Annotated in this window: 16 protein-coding genes; 7 read left to right on the forward strand and 9 right to left on the reverse strand. The window is 59.5% G+C overall.

Features of this window, described 5'->3' with window-relative positions; genetic code table 11:
- Window positions 1–7: 7 nt before the first annotated feature.
- The 7 genes from K5K89_RS22510 to acs all read right to left on the reverse strand — a co-directional run bounded on the left by K5K89_RS22510 (window position 8) and on the right by acs (window position 7910).
- Window positions 8–988: a GlxA family transcriptional regulator gene (locus tag K5K89_RS22510; protein WP_071490552.1), complete on the reverse strand. Its 981-nt coding sequence runs from the start codon at window positions 986–988 to the stop codon at window positions 8–10.
- A gap of 146 nt (window positions 989–1134) precedes the next feature.
- A complete protein-coding gene (locus K5K89_RS22515; protein ID WP_003214336.1) occupies window positions 1135–1899 on the reverse strand; it encodes an ABC transporter ATP-binding protein in 765 nt (254 codons plus the stop codon).
- A 27-nt stretch (window positions 1900–1926) separates the two neighbouring features.
- Window positions 1927–3039, reverse strand: coding sequence for a succinylglutamate desuccinylase/aspartoacylase family protein (locus K5K89_RS22520; protein WP_222540296.1), 1113 nt, complete (start codon window positions 3037–3039; stop codon window positions 1927–1929).
- A 1-nt stretch (window position 3040) separates the two neighbouring features.
- Entirely contained in the window at window positions 3041–3739 is a 699-nt protein-coding gene (locus K5K89_RS22525) for an ABC transporter permease (RefSeq protein WP_058426872.1), read from the reverse strand.
- Window positions 3736–4425 (reverse strand): ABC transporter permease, encoded by a 690-nt coding sequence (locus K5K89_RS22530; RefSeq protein WP_010208305.1) that lies wholly within the window; start codon window positions 4423–4425, stop codon window positions 3736–3738. The genes K5K89_RS22525 and K5K89_RS22530 overlap by 4 nt, the downstream gene beginning before the upstream one ends.
- A 92-nt stretch (window positions 4426–4517) precedes the next feature.
- On the reverse strand, window positions 4518–5303 hold the full coding sequence (locus K5K89_RS22535) for an ABC transporter substrate-binding protein (protein WP_092242426.1): 786 nt from the start codon (window positions 5301–5303) through the stop codon (window positions 4518–4520).
- A gap of 651 nt (window positions 5304–5954) precedes the next feature.
- Window positions 5955–7910 carry an acetate--CoA ligase gene (gene acs / locus K5K89_RS22540; RefSeq protein WP_071490555.1) on the reverse strand — a complete coding sequence of 652 codons (1956 nt, stop codon included), beginning with the start codon at window positions 7908–7910 and terminating at the stop codon, window positions 5955–5957.
- 413 nt (window positions 7911–8323) lie between these two features.
- Here acs and K5K89_RS22545 point away from each other — a divergent pair, with 413 nt between their 5' ends.
- The 4 genes from K5K89_RS22545 (at window position 8324) to K5K89_RS22560 (ending at window position 11321) form a co-directional block, all read left to right on the forward strand.
- Window positions 8324–8593: a DUF2790 domain-containing protein gene (locus K5K89_RS22545; RefSeq protein WP_092242420.1), complete on the forward strand. Its 270-nt coding sequence runs from the start codon at window positions 8324–8326 to the stop codon at window positions 8591–8593.
- Between the two features lie 552 nt (window positions 8594–9145).
- Entirely contained in the window at window positions 9146–10396 is a 1251-nt protein-coding gene (locus tag K5K89_RS22550; RefSeq protein WP_093529834.1) for a ribonucleotide-diphosphate reductase subunit beta, read from the forward strand.
- A 51-nt stretch (window positions 10397–10447) separates the two neighbouring features.
- Complete coding sequence (locus tag K5K89_RS29040; protein WP_409996282.1) at window positions 10448–10627, forward strand: HNH endonuclease; 180 nt, start codon at window positions 10448–10450, stop codon at window positions 10625–10627.
- Window positions 10628–10679: 52 nt separating this feature from the next.
- Complete coding sequence (locus K5K89_RS22560) at window positions 10680–11321, forward strand: HAD-IB family hydrolase (RefSeq protein WP_038846731.1); 642 nt, start codon at window positions 10680–10682, stop codon at window positions 11319–11321.
- 40 nt (window positions 11322–11361) lie between these two features.
- Here K5K89_RS22560 and K5K89_RS22565 read toward each other — a convergent pair whose 3' ends face one another.
- A complete protein-coding gene (locus K5K89_RS22565; RefSeq protein WP_071489515.1) occupies window positions 11362–11565 on the reverse strand; it encodes a hypothetical protein in 204 nt (67 codons plus the stop codon).
- Between the two features lie 188 nt (window positions 11566–11753).
- The gene (locus K5K89_RS22570) at window positions 11754–12713 is read right to left on the reverse strand and encodes a LysR family transcriptional regulator (protein WP_222540297.1); all 960 of its coding nucleotides are present in this window, start codon (window positions 12711–12713) and stop codon (window positions 11754–11756) included.
- A 193-nt stretch (window positions 12714–12906) separates the two neighbouring features.
- Here K5K89_RS22570 and argH point away from each other — a divergent pair, with 193 nt between their 5' ends.
- The 3 genes from argH (at window position 12907) to K5K89_RS22585 (ending at window position 16099) form a co-directional block, all read left to right on the forward strand.
- On the forward strand, window positions 12907–14334 hold the full coding sequence (gene argH, locus K5K89_RS22575) for an argininosuccinate lyase (protein WP_222540298.1): 1428 nt from the start codon (window positions 12907–12909) through the stop codon (window positions 14332–14334).
- 97 nt (window positions 14335–14431) lie between these two features.
- A complete protein-coding gene (locus tag K5K89_RS22580) occupies window positions 14432–15310 on the forward strand; it encodes an amino acid ABC transporter permease (RefSeq protein WP_071489512.1) in 879 nt (292 codons plus the stop codon).
- 24 nt (window positions 15311–15334) lie between these two features.
- Window positions 15335–16099, forward strand: coding sequence for an amino acid ABC transporter ATP-binding protein (locus tag K5K89_RS22585; protein WP_010208290.1), 765 nt, complete (start codon window positions 15335–15337; stop codon window positions 16097–16099).
- The last annotated feature ends 1 nt before the right edge of the window (window position 16100 follow it).

Below are 16100 nucleotides of genomic sequence, written 5' to 3' on the forward strand. Positions count from 1 at the left end.
CCTGTATTCAGCCGCGTTCCGACGGCACCGACGACAGCTCGAACGGGCTGCTGCTGCGCCGCTGGTTGCGGTCTTCACGGGGGGTGGCGCCGAAGAAGTTGCGGTAGGCGCTGGAGAAATGCGGCCCCGAGGAGAAGCCGCACGACAGGCCGATCTGGATGATCGACTTGCTGGTTTGCATGAGCATCTGGCGGGCCTTGTTCAGGCGCAGTTCCAGGTAGTACTGGCTGGGGACGCGGTTGAGGTATTGCTTGAAGATGCGCTCGAGTTGTCGTCGCGACACGCACACGTGCTGGGCAATTTCGTCGGTGGTCAGCGGTTCCTCGATGTTGGCTTCCATCAGCAACACCGCCTGGGTCAGCTTCGGATGGCTGGAGCCCAGGCGGTTTTGCAGCGGGATGCGTTGGCGCTCGCCGCCTTCGCGGATGCGCTCCACCACCAGTTCTTCGGACACCGCGCCAGCCAGTTCGGCGCCGTGGTCACGGGCCAGCACCGCCAGCAGCAGGTCGAGCACCGACATGCCCCCGCAGGCGGTGAGACGGTCGCGGTCCCAGTCGAACAGATGGCTGGTGGCGATGACCTTGGGGAAACGCTCGGCAAAATCATCCTGCCAACGCCAGTGCACGGCGGCGCGGTAGCCGTCGAGCAGGCCGAGCTGGGCAAGCGGATAGACACCGGCCGACAGACCACCGATCACACATCCGGCGCGAACCAGCTGCTTGAGCGCCGTGCTCAGTTGCGAGGCAATGACGGTGGGTGGTTCATCCGCCAGCAGGAACAGCTTCTGGAAACCTTCGAGCTTGCCGGCCCACGGCTCGCCCGGCAGTTGCCAGGCATTGTCAGTGGGAGGTTCGGCCTGCAGGAACGACAGCTCGTAGACCACCTCCGGATGCACCCGCTGGGCAACGCGCAAGGCCTCCTCAGCCAGCGCAAGCGTCAAGGCTTTTGTGCTGGGCCAAATCAGGAAACCAATTTTGTGGGCGGTCATGGGAGTGCTATCCGAAGCCAGTAACAGTAATGAAGACAAGGGCCAATGCTAGCCCGTAATCGAGTACAAATCTCAAAAACGATGCATATCCAATGTGGGAGGGGGCTTGCCCCCTCCCACAGGGGTTACCTATTCACAGGAGGTCATTATTTCAGGCTGCCGGACAGGAACTGTTGAAGGCGCTCGGACTGGGGGTTCACCAGCACTTCCCGCGGGTTGCCACGCTCTTCGACGATGCCTTTGTGCAAGAACACCAACTGGTTCGACACCTCACGGGCAAAGCCCATTTCGTGGGTCACCACCACCATGGTGCGGCCTTCCTGGGCCAGGTCCTGCATCACTTTGAGCACTTCGCCGACCAGTTCCGGGTCCAGCGCCGAGGTGGGTTCGTCGAACAGCATCACCTCCGGCTCCATCGCCAGGGCGCGGGCGATGGCCACGCGTTGCTGCTCGCCGCCGGACATGTGGCCGGGGAACGCATCCTTGCGATGACCCACGCCGACCTTGGCCAGGTAGTGTTCGGCTTTTTCACGGGCGTCTTTCTTCGACATGCCCAGCACGTGCACCGGCGCTTCCATCACGTTTTCAAGCGCGGTCATGTGCGACCACAGGTTGAAATGCTGGAACACCATGGACAGGCGCGAGCGCATGCGCTGCAACTGTTTAGGATCGGCAGCCTTCATGGCGCCGTCCTTGTTGGCCACCAGCTTCAACTCTTCGTTGTTGAGCAGGATCTTGCCGGCGTGGGGTTGCTCCAGCAGGTTGATGCAGCGCAAAAAGGTACTTTTGCCCGAACCACTGGAACCGATGATGCTGATCACATCACCGGCCGCAGCGGCCAGGGACACACCTTTGAGCACTTCATGACTGCCATAGCGTTTATGCAGGTCTTGGACTTCAAGTTTGTACATGCGGTCGGTTCTCACAAAAACAGGTGGTCAGTCGTTGAGCAAGCGCCCGTGACGCAGCGCTTCGCGCCCCGCCACCTTGGCCAGCCAGAAACCCGCTTGGGCATAACGTAGCCGTTCAACGGCAAACAGCACCCCCGAGGTGCCCGCGCAGATCGTGCTGACGCGGTCTTCCAGGGGGTCAATCACTTCAAAAATCGGCTCGCCTTTTTCGACCACATCACCGGCTTTACGCAGGTAACTGATCACCCCGGCATGGGGCGCGAACAACAATTCGGTGCCTTCAAACGGCAGGCCTTCGCACGGCTCGTACAGTGGCGCCGGCCATTCGCCCTTGATCAGGCCCTGCTCGGCCAGGAACGCGAGGATGCCTTCGGCGTGGAAGATCGCTTCGTCGCGGCCCGTGTCAGCCTGGCCACCCAACTCCAGTGTCGTTGCCAGGCAGGCCAGCGGGACCTGTGCCGCGGGAAACGCCTGGGACAAGCGCAGCCACGGCAGCGAGCAGGCTTCATCAAACGAACTGCCGCCGGAGTCTTCCGCCAGCAGGCCGACCTTCACATTCAAATGCGCCGACAGCGAACGCCACTGCGGCCAGTGCTGCGGCAGTGCATACATGTGCAGTGCGGCTTCGGCGTCGCAATGCAGGTCGAGCACCACATCGGCGGTGCAGGCGTGGCTCAGCAAGATACGCTGCATGCCTTGCAACTGGCTGCTTGGCTCGGGCAACGCGCGGAGTACATCGCTCATCGCCTGACGGATCAAACGCACATTGGCGTGGGGGTCATCACCCAACCTGTCGCTGAGCAACGCGGCAACCGGCTCGCTCAACTCGACAAAATCACGGTTGAAGTTCTTGCCACTGCCCACCTCGAAACGCCCCTGGTGGCTGCCTTGCAGCAGTTGGCCCAGGCCCATCGGGTTGGCGACTGGCACCAGCTCGATCACGCCATTGAGCGCACCTTGCTGTTCCAGTTCGACGAGACGCTTTTTCAGCTCCCACGCGGCGCGCATGCCGGGCAATTCGTCGGCGTGCAGGCTGGCCTGGATATAGGCCTTGCGCTCGCCCTTGCCGAAACGGAACACGCTCAGTTGGCGCTCGCAGCCCAGGTGACCCCAGGGCAACCGGTGATCGATACGTTCCATATCAGTGCTTCCGTGGCGCCAGGTAGCTCAGCCAGCGGCGCTCGGCCAACTTGAACAGGCGCACCAGGATGAAGGTCAGGCACAGGTAGAACACGCCGGCGGTGATATAAGCTTCGAACGGCAGGTAGAACTGCGCGTTCACCGTGCGTGCGGCACCGGTGATGTCGATGAGGGTGACGATGGAGGCCAGGCTGGTGGTCTGCAGCATCATGATCACTTCGTTGCTGTACTGCGGCAGCGCACGGCGCAGGGCCGACGGCAGCAGGATGCGGCGATACAGCTTGTAGCGCGACATACCCATGGCCTTGGCCGCCTCGATCTCGCCATTGGGCGTGGCCTTGAGGCTGCCGGCAATGATCTCGGCGGTGTAGGCGCTGGTGTTGATCGCAAACGCCAGGCACGCGCAGAAGGTGGCGCTGGACAGCAGCGGCCACAGGAAGCTTTCGCGCACGGCGTCAAACTGGGCCAGGCCGTAGTAGATCAAGAACAGCTGCACCAGCATCGGCGTGCCGCGAATCACGTAGGTATAGAGCCAGGCCGCACCATTGACGATCGGCTGCTTGGACACGCGCATCAGGCCCAGGGGCAAGGCCGCGAGCAGGCCGAAGAACAGCGAGATGGCGAGCAGTTTGAGGGTGGTCACCAGGCCGCCGAGGTACAGCGGCATGGCCTCCCAGATGACGTTGTAGTCGAAGATCATAGATCAGCCGCCCTTACGCCTACCGAGTAGCGCTTCTCAAGATGACGCAGGGCCAGCAACGACACGCTGGTGATCACCAGGTACATCGCCGCCACCGCGAGGAAGAAGGTAAAAGGCTCGCGGGTGGCGTCTGCCGCCTGTTTGGCCTTGAACATCATGTCTTGCAGGCCCACCACCGAAATCAGCGCAGTGGCCTTGGTGAGAACCAGCCAGTTGTTGGTGAACCCGGGGATTGCCAGCCGGATCATCTGCGGCACCATCACCCGGAAGAACACCTGGAAGCTGCTCATGCCATACGCCAGGCCGGCCTCGGCCTGGCCCTTGGGAATGGCCATGAAGGCGCCACGGAAGGTTTCCGAGAGGTAGGCGCCAAAGATGAAACCCAGGGTGCCGATACCGGCGGCCAAGGGGTTCAAGTCGATATAGTCGTCGTAGCCCAGCATCGGCGCGACGCGGTTGAGCAGGTCCTGGCCGCCGTAGAAAATCAGCAGGATCAGCACCAGGTCGGGGATCCCGCGGATCACCGTGGAGTACAAGTCACCCAGCCAGGCCAACCAGCGCACCGGCGACAGGCGTAACGCGACCCCGATCAGACCCAGAACAATGGCCAAGGCCATGGACGACAAGGCGAGCTGAAGCGTCAACCATGCGCCATCGAGGATGACGGCCCCGTAGCCTTTCAACATGATTCAGGTCCTCGAAAAGGGGGGATGAAAAAATGGCGCAAACCGCAGGAATTCTGTTGCTTGCGCCATTTGGGACAGACCGCTGCGACGAGTTACTTGGCGTCAGCGCCGTAGATATCGAAGTCGAAGTACTTGTCCTGGATTTTCTTGTACTCACCGTTGGCACGGATCGCGGCAATAGCTGCGTTGATGCGGTCCAGGTTTTCCTTGTCGCCCTTGCGTACCGCGATACCGACGCCGTCGCCGAAGTACTTGACGTCGGTGAACGCCGGGCCCACGAACGCGTAGCCTTTGCCAGCAGGGGTTTTCAGGAAACCGTCCTGCAGCAGGGTAGCGTCAGCCACGGTGCCATCGAGGCGACCGGCTTCCACGTCCAGGTAGATTTCGTTCTGCGAGCTGTAAGGCACCACGGTGGCGCCTTTCGGAGCCAGGACTTCCTTGGCGAAACGATCGTGGATCGAACCGCGCTGCACACCGATTTTCTTGCCCTTCAATTCATCCAGGCTGTCGCTGACGGTAGTGCCTTCCTTCAAGACCAGGCGCGCCGGGGTCAGGTAGTAGCGGGTGGTGAAGTCCACGGACTTCTTGCGGTCCTCCGTGATGGACATGGACGACAGGATCGCGTCGATCTTGCGCACTTTCAGCGCCGGGATCAGGCCGTCGAACTCCTGCTCGACCCAGGTGCACTTGACCTTCATCTCTGCGCACAGGGCGTTGCCGATGTCGTAGTCAAAACCGACGATACTGCCATCCGGCGCCTTCGAGGCAAACGGAGGGTAAGCCGCTTCGATACCAATCTTCAGGGGCTTTTCATCAGCGAAAGCCTGCATGGACAGCACGGACAGCGCCAGGGCGCCCAACAGCACGAGTTTCTTCATCTTGGGACTCCATCGGTATAGGGCAAAACAGCAGTATGAGCCATGGCCCACGATGCGGCGTAAGGGAAACCGAATAGCGGTGCTGCGTCCGACACCGATTCAACACCGGAGACGACGAGCGAGTGATCGGCATTCTAACGACAGGCTGGAAGCCGATATTTCCTCAATGCGACAACAATTTACAGAAGCACCGAGAAAGCGGTTCCAGCTCATTGACAGCCTCTGGATTTTATGCAGAGACAAAAGACATTAAACCTGTAGACGCTGCAAATTGCGGGCCTATTATTCGCAAACCCTTCTGGCACGGCAAGTCTGGCGTTTAATCTTATTTCCAGGGGTGTCTGGAATGGGGTTTTTCGGAGCAGAGGCGTAGCGCATTGCCTCAGGTTTGGGCGCGAGGTTACACATTCAGCGCTCGCGGTAACATTCAGAAACGCCCTACACGAAAAACCGATATTTATTGATCTGCCGCAGACCCCATGTGGGAGGGGGCTTGCCCCCGATAGCGGTGGATCAGCGCCAAATATGTCTACTGACACACTGCCATCGGGGGCAAGCCCCCTCCCACATTTGATCTCCATTGGTTTCAAGATCCCACGAAAAAGCCCCACCCGGCTTATACCGGGTGGGGCTTTATCCGACTATCCCGCCTTACGCGACGTTCATGGTCTTGTGCGTCTCGATCAGATGCGCCACCACACCTGGGTCCGCCAGCGTGGAGATATCCCCCAGCCCGTCGTACTCAGCCGTGGCAATCTTGCGCAGGATGCGCCGCATGATTTTCCCCGAACGGGTCTTCGGCAAGCCCGGCGCCCACTGGATCACATCCGGCGAAGCAATCGGCCCGATTTCCTTGCGCACCCAGTTTTTCAGCTCCAGGCGCAGCGCTTCGTTGGGCTCTTCGCCATTTTTGAGGGTGACATACACATAGATGCCCTGCCCCTTGATGTCGTGCGGAACCCCCACCACCGCTGCTTCGGCGACTTTGGGGTGGGCAACCATGGCGCTTTCGATCTCGGCGGTGCCCATGCGGTGGCCGGACACGTTCAGCACGTCGTCCACGCGGCCGGTAATCCAGTAGTAACCGTCCTCGTCACGGCGCGCACCGTCACCGGTGAAGTACATGCCACGGAAGGTCTTGAAATAGGTGTCGACAAAGCGGTCATGGTCGCCGTACAGGGTACGCGCCTGGCCTGGCCACGAATCGAGGATCACCAGGTTGCCTTCGGCCGCGCCTTCGATCAGGTTGCCGAGGTTGTCCACCAATGCCGGCACCACGCCGAAGAACGGCCGTGCCGCCGAACCCGGCTTGAGCGCATGAGCCCCCGGCAGCGGGCTCATCATGTTGCCGCCGGTTTCGGTCTGCCACCAGGTATCAACAATCGGGCAACGGGATTGGCCGACGTTCTTGTAGTACCAGTCCCAGGCCTCCGGGTTGATTGGCTCGCCCACCGAACCGAGCAGGCGCAGGCTGCTGCCATCGGCGCCTTCCACGGCAGCGGTGCCGGAGGCCATCATGGCGCGGATCGCGGTTGGGGCGGTGTAGAGGATGTTGACCTTGTGCTTGTCGACGATCTTCGCCACCCGGGTAATGTCCGGGTAGTTCGGCACGCCCTCGAACAGCACGGTGGTCGCGCCGTTGGACAGCGGGCCGTAGACAATATAAGTGTGGCCGGTGACCCAGCCGACGTCGGCGGTGCACCAGTAGATTTCGCCCGGGCGGTAGTCGAACACGCGCTCGTGGGTCAGGCCGGCGTACAACAGGTAGCCGCCGGTGGTGTGCTGCACGCCCTTGGGCTTGCCGGTGGAACCGGAGGTGTAGAGGATGAACAGCGCTTCTTCAGCGCCCATCTCTTTGGGCGCACACACTGTGCCCGCCACTTTCATCAGGTCTTCGTACCAGATGTCGCGGTGCTGGTTCCACTTGATCTGGCCGTTGGTGCGCTTGCACACGATGACTTTCTGGATGCTGCTGGTTTCCGGGTTGGTCAAGGCGTCGTCGACGTTGGCCTTCAGCGGAATCTTCTTACCGGCACGGATGCCCTCGTCAGCAGTGATCACCACCTTCGACTTACAGTCGATGATGCGACCGGCCAGGGCCTCCGGCGAGAAACCGCCAAACACCACGGAGTGAATCGCACCGATGCGGGTACAGGCCAGCATGGCCACCACGGCTTCGGGGATCATCGGCATATAGATAGTCACCACGTCGCCACGGTGCACATCCTGGCCACGCAGGGCGTTGGCGAACTTGCAGACTTCTTCGTGCAGCTCGCGGTAAGTGATGTTGCGGCTCTCGGCAGGGTCGTCGCCCTCCCAGATGATCGCGATCTGGTCGCCACGCTCGGCGAGGTGACGGTCCAGGCAGTTGTAGGAAACGTTCAGGGTGCCATCGGCGAACCACTTGATGTCGACGTGGTGATCGTCGAAAGAAGTCTGCTTCACCGTGGTGAAAGGCTTGATCCAGTCAAGACGCTTGGCTTGCTCGCGCCAGAAGCCATCGGGGTTGACCACCGACTGCTGGTACATGGCCTTGTAGGTCGCCTCGTCGGTCAGCGTGTTGGCTGCTACTTCGGGGCGAACGGGGTACAGGGAAGCCGCACTCATCTTTCTTACCTCGGTGACATAGTTGTTTTTGTATGGCCCTGTTGTAGCCGGGGCAGCCCTATAGAACCATTCGACGATGGTAGTAACAAGCCCCTACAAATTGCCCTGATATCTCCGTTTGCGGCTCTGGCCCGCGGGCTGTGGCGCTTTGCGGCTTTGTGAAAAAAGCTTTACCACGGGATTGTTACAAAAACCGCCAATAGTGTTTATCAAAAGCACGGGTATATGAATATAACCTGGAAGCCTAAAATCACTTCCGCCAACACGGCACTCTAGTTAAATACAGCAGTGATTAACAACGCAACAGCCCCCACGAAGGCAACGTTAATCCGAACTTCCCAACTCTTGAGTTACACACGTGGCCTCACAAGGGCCCCGTGACCCCTTTCGCCCTGAAGAAGGTAAATAGAGAAATGAAAGCTTTAGTAGTTATGGCCCTCAGCAGCTTGTGCGCCACCGCCGCCCTGGCCGACGAAGCCCCGACTGACGTAGCTGGCAGCAACCCTCCGATCGTTGAAGACTACACTTACAGCACCCATCTGGACGTGGCAAAAGTACTGTCCATGAGCAGTATTCCGGAAGTGTGCGAAGTGGTACCGGTGAAGATGGAATATGAAGACTCGCAGGGCCAGCGGCATATTCTTAATTACCACGTGATGGGCAATGGTTGTTCTAACGGCTAATCACTTGTTAGTTTGAACGTATTCGCCGCAAGAAATCGTTCTTGCGGCAAAGCAACGACCCCGCCTAAATGTGGGAGGGGGCTTGCCCCCGATAGCGCTAGCTGCCACACCGCACCTATAAAAGCCTGACTCACCACGCCGCTCCTCCCCCCACAAAAAACATCCCACCGCCCGTCAAAAAAATCCAACCCCGGCAAAGCCTTGTAAACCCGCACTCTGGCCGAAAAACACGCCATTCTGGCCGCTCTCCGTGACCATCCGCCTCAACACAAACCGGTTTTTTTCCCCTACAATGCGCGGGTAAATCGGGCCTGCAATATCCCTTTACACAGGGATGAAGAGCCAGACCTGAGGCATCCCGCAGGAGCAAGCAACCACCGCTCCGCACCTCAAGCCTCACGCAGAGCACCCGTAAGCCTATTCCGTTTAATGCGTGCGCTAGCTGCAACAAACGATTCCTTAAGATCCACCGCGGCCTCAGGGCCGTGTGAACACCCAACCATCCGGTTTCACACGGGCACCTTTGAGCCCTCACGCAGGAGACGACACGTCATGCTGAGCTGGGACGAATTCGACAAAGAAGAAGAAGGCGAAGTAGCCACCAAAGGCGCCAACGCCGGCCACGCCACCGAAGCCAACATGGACCGCCTCGACGGTGCCGGCGCTGCCGCGGCCATCGAAGCCCGCGCCGTCACCGCCAGTGACTCCGCCGCCATCGTCCGCGCCAAGGCTGCGCTGGACAAACTCGACGTTGCCGAAGGCCTCGCCGAACTCGAAGGCGCCTCCGCCCGCGTCGCCGTTGACGAAAAGCGCATGATCAACTGCCGCGCCGACCTCAACCAACTCGTGCCGTTCAAGTACGACTGGGCCTGGCAGAAGTACCTCGACGGCTGCGCCAACCACTGGATGCCGCAAGAGGTCAACATGACCGCCGACATCGCCCTGTGGAAAAACCCCGAAGGCCTGACCGACGACGAACGCCGCATCGTCATGCGCAACCTCGGCTTCTTCTCCACCGCCGACTCCCTGGTGGCCAACAACCTGGTGCTGGCCGTGTACCGCCTGATCACCAACCCGGAGTGCCGCCAGTACATCCTGCGCCAGGCCTTCGAAGAAGCGATCCACACCCACGCCTACCAGTACTGCATCGAATCGTTGGCCATGGATGAAGGCGAGATCTTCAACATGTACCACGAGATCCCATCGGTCGCCAAAAAGGCCGCCTGGGGCCTGAAGTACACCCGCTCGATCTCCGATCCGAAGTTCGAAACCGGCACCGTCGAAACCGACAAGGAACTGCTGCGCAACCTGGTCGCCTACTACTGCGTCCTGGAAGGCATCTTCTTCTACTGCGGCTTCACCCAGATCCTGTCCATGGGCCGTCGCAACAAAATGACCGGCGTCGCCGAGCAGTTCCAGTACATCCTGCGTGACGAGTCGATGCACCTGAACTTCGGTATCGATGTGATCAACCAGATCAAAATCGAAAACCCGCATTTGTGGGATGCCGAGATGAAGGAAGAAGCGACCCAGATGATCCTGCAAGGGACTCAACTGGAGATCGAATACGCTCGCGACACTATGCCGCGTGGGGTACTCGGCATGAACGCAGCGATGATGGAGGATTACCTCAAGTTCATCGCTAACCGTCGTCTGTCGCAGATTGGGTTGAAGGAAGAGTACCCAGGTACCACCAACCCGTTCCCGTGGATGAGCGAGATCATGGACTTGAAGAAAGAGAAAAACTTCTTCGAGACCCGTGTGATCGAGTACCAGACTGGCGGCGCGTTGAGCTGGGATTGATTCCTGAGCCAGGCCCCACCCATGAAGCCCTGACGTGTTCAGGGCTTTTTTGTGCGCGGTGAATTGCCACTTTTTGAAGCACATCAGGCTGACCTCCTCGCCCAGAAGGGTTCGGATCGCATCACCAATGCTGTAGCCTTGTGCCCCAATTGCCATCAGCGTTGTCACCGAAGGGCTTTACGCCAAAGTCGGAAGATTGGCACGGGAGTAGACTCCCGCTGTCACAGCTGATGCACACTCAAAAAATACCCGATAGGACCGAGGCCAACCCGTGAACCCAGACATGCTCGAAGCCGGCCCCGCTGACGCCAAAGTACTTTCCGTCTTTGACTTCGACGGCACCCTGACCCACCACGACAGTTTCGTGCCCTTCCTCAAGTTTGCCTTTGGCCCCGGCGAGTTCTACGGCCGGATGGTCAAGCTGGCGGTGCCGGGGCTGCGCTTTCTGGTGCGGCAGATCAGCCGGGATGAGTTGAAGGCACAGTTGATCCGCACCTTTATGACAGGGGTGGAGAAGGCATGGGTGCAACAGAAAGCCGAGGAGTATTGCCAGAAGACCTGGGCGCGGCTGATGCGGCCGACAGGGGTGTTATCGGTGGAGCAGGAGTTGGGCTCCGGGGCGGAGGTCACGCTGTGTTCGGCGTCGCCGGCATTGGTGTTGCAGCCGTTTGCCAATCGCCTGGGGATCAAGCTGATCGGCACGGAGCTTGAGGTGGTCGACGGGGTGTTGACCGGCAAGCTCACCGGGAATAATTGCCGGTGTGAGAACAAGGTGTTGCGGCTTGAGGCGGTGTACGGGGATTTGGGCGAGTATCGGCTGCGTGCCTGGGGCGATACGCGTGGGGATCGGGAGTTGCTGGCGGCGGCGCAGGATGCGCATTTTCGGCATTTTCATGCGAAGAAGAAGCGCAAGCAGCTGCGGTAGTCGCGCACTAGCAAGGGGTGCTAGGGGTTGAAAGATTGAATTACGTTGCCCCGAAATCTCGTTCTTCGAGGGACACACCAATGGGTGTTTCGCTGACGTCGAGTCGCTCCTGAACAATCTGATTCAACTTCAGAACCTCCAATCGATCATCCTCAGACATAAAGTCGTCAGACACTGATTCGCCATGGAGAAAATAGCTGTCCCAGGTGCTTTCCGCTGGGGGGCTGTTTTTTGTTTGAGTCATGAGCATCCCTCCTTTGGGTTGGCTGAAGACAATACAAGCCAGCTTGTTTGTTGCCTAGGCGGAAAATGTATCGATGCGAATGGCAGGTTCGCCAGGGAAACCGATTCGATCCCTTCGCAGCCTCGCCGAAGCTCGACAGCTCCCACATTTGATCTTCGCCGAGCCCAGATCCGTGTTTGGCAGGAGGTCTATGCCGTGGCTTTGAGGTCCACGCCCAACGCCGTCGCAAAGGCTTTTACCATCGGGCTGCGCGGGGCGTTGTGGCGCAGGATCAGGTTGAAGGCGGTGCTCAAGTGCACTTGCTCCGGGCACAATGCCCGTAGGCGCCCTTCTCTTACCAAGGGCGTGGCGTAGTGTTCGGGCAAGAAGCCGAGGAAACGGCCAGTAAGGATCAGGATCGCGACGGCTTCGACTTGTGAGGCCGACGCGGACTGGCTGTCATAGTTGACGAAGTTGGCCTTGTCGCGGTGGATCGCATACCGATGGTTCACCACTTCGTATTGGCGCAAGACATCGGGCGTGAGGTCGTTTGCGTCGAAGAGTGGGTGTCCTACGGCACAGTAAGCGTGGGCCTTTTCCTCATACAGCGGGAAATAGTCGAATTCTTCACGGCGCTGGTACACCGGCACGATGCCGACGATCAAGCGCCCTTCCACCACGCCGCGTTCAACTTCGTCCAATTGTGAGGCATGCAGGCGCAATCTAATCTTTGGCGATTCGCTATGTAATTTCCCCAACGCGGCAATGAGCGGGGAATTAACGTCGGACGCCGTGTTATCAATAACCCCCACACTAAGGTCACCAATAAGCTCGTTCTGCGCCGAACTAAGCTTGTCGCGAAAACTGTCCACCGAGGTAAATAACTCGATGGACGCCTGATACACCAACTTGCCTTCTTCGGTCAGCCCAAACCCTTCGCGACCCCGGGTGCACAGGCGCATGCCGATGCGAATCTCAAGGTCGGAGATCTGTTTGCTGATCGCCGCCAGGCCCACGTTCAGCTCGTTTTGCGCGGCGCTGAAGCCGCCGGCTTCGACCACGGCCATGAACACGCGCAGCAATTTGAAGTCCAGCCCGCTCAACTGCAGGGGCGGTCTTGTGCCGGGTTTGGGTGGCAGGTTTCCAGAAGTGGAAAGTGGGGTTTCCATAATACGCGTTGACCTCAAGTGCCATATTCAACAGGCTTCAACCCAATCCTTGAACATAGCCAGGCGGCGATAATGAACATAAACATCCGCCCTTGGCAACCTTGAATACGGCGCGTCAGATGCTGGTTCAGTCTAGTTGAAAACTTATTTTTACTGCCTCCGACTCTTCTAAAAACAAGCGTGAGGAACAACCATGTCCCAGCCCACCGACCGCCTTTGGGGCGCTCGTTTCAAGACCGGCCCGTCTGTTGCATTGGCCGCGTTGTCGCGTTGCCCTGATCGCTATTTCCGCCTGACACCCTACGACCTGGCCGGCTCCCGTGCCCATGCCCGTGAGTTGCAGCGCGCGGGCTTGCTGGATGAATCGGAAACCCTGCGCACCCTGGCGGCTTTGGACGAGATCGGTGCGGATTTCGCCGCCGGTAACCTGCATCCGACCCAGGATGACGAGGACGTACACACCTTCATCGAACGCGTATTGACCGAGCGCCTTGGTGCCCTGGGCGGAAAATTGCGCGCCGGGCGTTCGCGTAACGATCAGACCGCCAACGATTTGCGCCTTTTCCTACGGGACCATGCGCGCACCATCACCACTGAAGTACTGGGTTTGCAGCAGGCGCTGGTGGATCAGGCCGAGCAGCATATCGAGAGCATTTGCCCCGGCTTCACCCACTTGCAGCAGGCGCAGCCGATTGTGTTCGCCCACCACTTGCTGGCCCATGCCCAATCGATGTTGCGGGATGTACAGCGTTTGGTGGATTGGGATGCACGCACGGCTTTGTCGCCTTTAGGCGCAGCCGCAATGGCAGGTTCTGCGATTGCCCGTCAGCCAGAACATTCCGCTAAGGAAATGGGCTACACCGGGCCGTGCGAAAACTCCATCGACGCGGTGGCCAGCCGTGACCATGTGGCGGAGTTCCTGTTTGTGGCGGGCATGCTCGGGGTGAATATTTCGCGCCTGTCCGAAGAGTTTTGCCTGTGGTCCTCGCGGCAATTTCGCTGGGTGGTGCTGGACGATGCCTACGCTACCGGCAGCTCGATCATGCCGCAGAAAAAGAACCCGGATATTGCCGAATTGGCGCGCGGCAAGGCTGGGCGCTTGATTGGCAACCTGACCGGCTTGATGTCGACGCTCAAGTCATTGCCGCTGTCGTACAACCGCGATTTGAGTGAAGACAAGCACAGCGTGTTGGACAGCGTGGATACATTGTTGCTGGTGTTGCCGGCGATGGCCGGAATGGTTGCGACCATGAAGGTGCAGGTACAAGAGCTGCGGCGTCAGGCGCCGATGGGCTTCACCTTGGCGACTGAGGTGGCGGATTGGTTGGCCACCCGTGGTGTGCCGTTTAAAGAGGCCCACGAGATCACCGGCGCGTTGGTGCAGGCCTGTGAGAAGCATGAGATTGAGTTGTGGGAAGCCTCGCCGGCGATGTTGGCGGAGGTGGATGCACGACTCACACCAGGAGTGCGCGACTGCCTGACCCTGGAAGCGGCGATTGCGGCGCGCAGTGGGTGGGGTGGAACAGCGCCGGAGCGGGTTCGGGAGCAGATTGGGCGGTTGAAGTCCGCATTAGCGGCTCAACAGCAGTGGGCAGAGAGTTATCAGGGGTTCCGGATTTAAATCTGCGGTGTTTGGGCTGGCGTCTTCGCAGGCAAGCCAGCTCCCATATTTGGACCGCGTACAGTAGTTAGAGCGTTGTAAGTTTTGGAGATTCACCATGAACCAAACCCCGGCCGAGCGCTTGGCAGCCGAGCGCAAGTTGTCCGAGAACCAGTTCGATATCACGCAGTACGAACACGTGCCGCGTCGTTATTACGGACGGATGTTTTTTGCCACCTTGATCGTGATCGTGTTGGCTGCATTGCTGCGTGCCTTCGCCAACGGCCAGATCGAATGGTCCTACATCGGGCAGTTCCTCACGTCTGAGGCCATCCTCTGGGGCCTGGTCAACACCATCGTCATGTCGATCCTGGCCATGGCGCTGGGCGTGGTGATCGGGGTGATCACGGCGATCATGCGTATGTCGGCCAACCCGATCCTGCGCTATGTGGCCATCACCTACACCTGGCTGTTCCGGGGTACGCCGCTGATCCTGCAACTGCTGCTGTGGTTCAACCTGGCGTTGATCTTCCCGGTGATCGCGATTCCCGGCGTGTTCAGCATCGACACCGTCGACCTGATGACGCCGTTCGTGGCTGCCCTGCTGGGCCTGAGTATCAACCAGGGTGCGTACACCGCCGAAGTGGTGCGTGCCGGTTTGCTCTCGGTCGACACCGGCCAGTATGAAGCCGCCAAGTCCATCGGCATGCCGAGCCTGCAAGCACTGCGTAGGATCATTCTGCCGCAGGCCATGCGGGTGATCATTCCACCTGTAGGCAACGAGTTCATCAGCATGGTGAAAATGACCAGCCTGGCCAGCGTGATCCAGTATTCGGAACTGCTGCACAACGCGCAAAACATCTATTACGCCAACGCCCGGGTCATGGAACTGCTGATTGTGGCCGGCATCTGGTACCTGGCGGTGGTGACTGTTCTTTCATTTGGCCAAAGCCGCCTCGAGCGCCGCTTTGCCCGCGGCGCCGGCAAGCGTTCGTAAGTCTGGGTTGAGGAGAATTGCCCCATGAGAAGCATCGTCAAGGCCGTCAACCTGAACAAGTACTACGACCAGTATCACGCGCTGCGCGACATCAATATCGAGGTCGAGCAAGGCGAAGTGATGTGCATCATCGGCCCGTCCGGCTCGGGTAAAAGCACCCTGCTGCGCTGCGTCAACCAGTTGGAAAAAATCGACAAGGGCGGCCTGTGGGTCGACGGCGAACTGGTGGGTTACCGCGTGGTCGGCAACAAGCTGCATGAGATGAATGAATCGCAGATTGCCCGCCAGCGCCTGGCCACCGGCATGGTGTTCCAGCGTTTCAATTTGTTCCCGCACATGACCGTGCTGCAAAACATCATCGAAGGCCCGTGCCAGGTGCTCAAGCGTTCGCCCAAGGAAGCCATCGAGGACGCCCTGGAGTTGCTGGCCCGCGTCGGCCTGGCGGACAAACGCAATGCCTATCCGGTGGAGTTGTCCGGCGGGCAACAACAGCGTGTGGCGATTGCCCGTGCGCTGGCGATGCGCCCCAAGCTGATGCTGTTTGACGAACCGACGTCAGCCCTCGACCCGGAGCTGGTAGGAGAAGTGCTGTCGGTGATGCGCGACCTGGCCACTACTGGCATGACCATGATCGTGGTCACCCATGAGTTGGGCTTCGCCCGCGAGGTCTCCAACCGCATGGTGTTTATGGATGCCGGCCAGATTGTGGAAGCCGGCAGCCCCGAAGAAATTCTAATAAGCCCACAAAACCCGCGTACCCAAAGCTTTATTTCTGCCGTTCGCACTTAAC

Source organism: Pseudomonas sp. DR208 (genome assembly GCF_019823005.1).
Classification (GTDB): domain Bacteria; phylum Pseudomonadota; class Gammaproteobacteria; order Pseudomonadales; family Pseudomonadaceae; genus Aquipseudomonas; species Aquipseudomonas extremorientalis.

Excerpts from the sequence above, each read along its gene's own strand:
- K5K89_RS22510 (WP_071490552.1), bottom strand. The coding sequence starts at position 988 with ATGACCGCCCACAAAATTGGTTTCCTGATTTGGCCCAGCACAAAAGCC.
- K5K89_RS22515 (WP_003214336.1), bottom strand. The coding sequence starts at position 1,899 with ATGTACAAACTTGAAGTCCAAGACCTGCATAAACGCTATGGCAGTCAT.
- K5K89_RS22520 (WP_222540296.1), bottom strand. The coding sequence starts at position 3,039 with ATGGAACGTATCGATCACCGGTTGCCCTGGGGTCACCTGGGCTGCGAG.
- K5K89_RS22525 (WP_058426872.1), bottom strand. The coding sequence starts at position 3,739 with ATGATCTTCGACTACAACGTCATCTGGGAGGCCATGCCGCTGTACCTC.
- K5K89_RS22530 (WP_010208305.1), bottom strand. The coding sequence starts at position 4,425 with ATGTTGAAAGGCTACGGGGCCGTCATCCTCGATGGCGCATGGTTGACG.
- K5K89_RS22535 (WP_092242426.1), bottom strand. The coding sequence starts at position 5,303 with ATGAAGAAACTCGTGCTGTTGGGCGCCCTGGCGCTGTCCGTGCTGTCC.
- acs (WP_071490555.1), bottom strand. The coding sequence starts at position 7,910 with ATGAGTGCGGCTTCCCTGTACCCCGTTCGCCCCGAAGTAGCAGCCAAC.
- K5K89_RS22545 (WP_092242420.1), top strand. The coding sequence starts at position 8,324 with ATGAAAGCTTTAGTAGTTATGGCCCTCAGCAGCTTGTGCGCCACCGCC.
- K5K89_RS22550 (WP_093529834.1), top strand. The coding sequence starts at position 9,146 with ATGCTGAGCTGGGACGAATTCGACAAAGAAGAAGAAGGCGAAGTAGCC.
- K5K89_RS22560 (WP_038846731.1), top strand. The coding sequence starts at position 10,680 with ATGCTCGAAGCCGGCCCCGCTGACGCCAAAGTACTTTCCGTCTTTGAC.
- K5K89_RS22565 (WP_071489515.1), bottom strand. The coding sequence starts at position 11,565 with ATGACTCAAACAAAAAACAGCCCCCCAGCGGAAAGCACCTGGGACAGC.
- K5K89_RS22570 (WP_222540297.1), bottom strand. The coding sequence starts at position 12,713 with ATGGAAACCCCACTTTCCACTTCTGGAAACCTGCCACCCAAACCCGGC.
- argH (WP_222540298.1), top strand. The coding sequence starts at position 12,907 with ATGTCCCAGCCCACCGACCGCCTTTGGGGCGCTCGTTTCAAGACCGGC.
- K5K89_RS22580 (WP_071489512.1), top strand. The coding sequence starts at position 14,432 with ATGAACCAAACCCCGGCCGAGCGCTTGGCAGCCGAGCGCAAGTTGTCC.
- K5K89_RS22585 (WP_010208290.1), top strand. The coding sequence starts at position 15,335 with ATGAGAAGCATCGTCAAGGCCGTCAACCTGAACAAGTACTACGACCAG.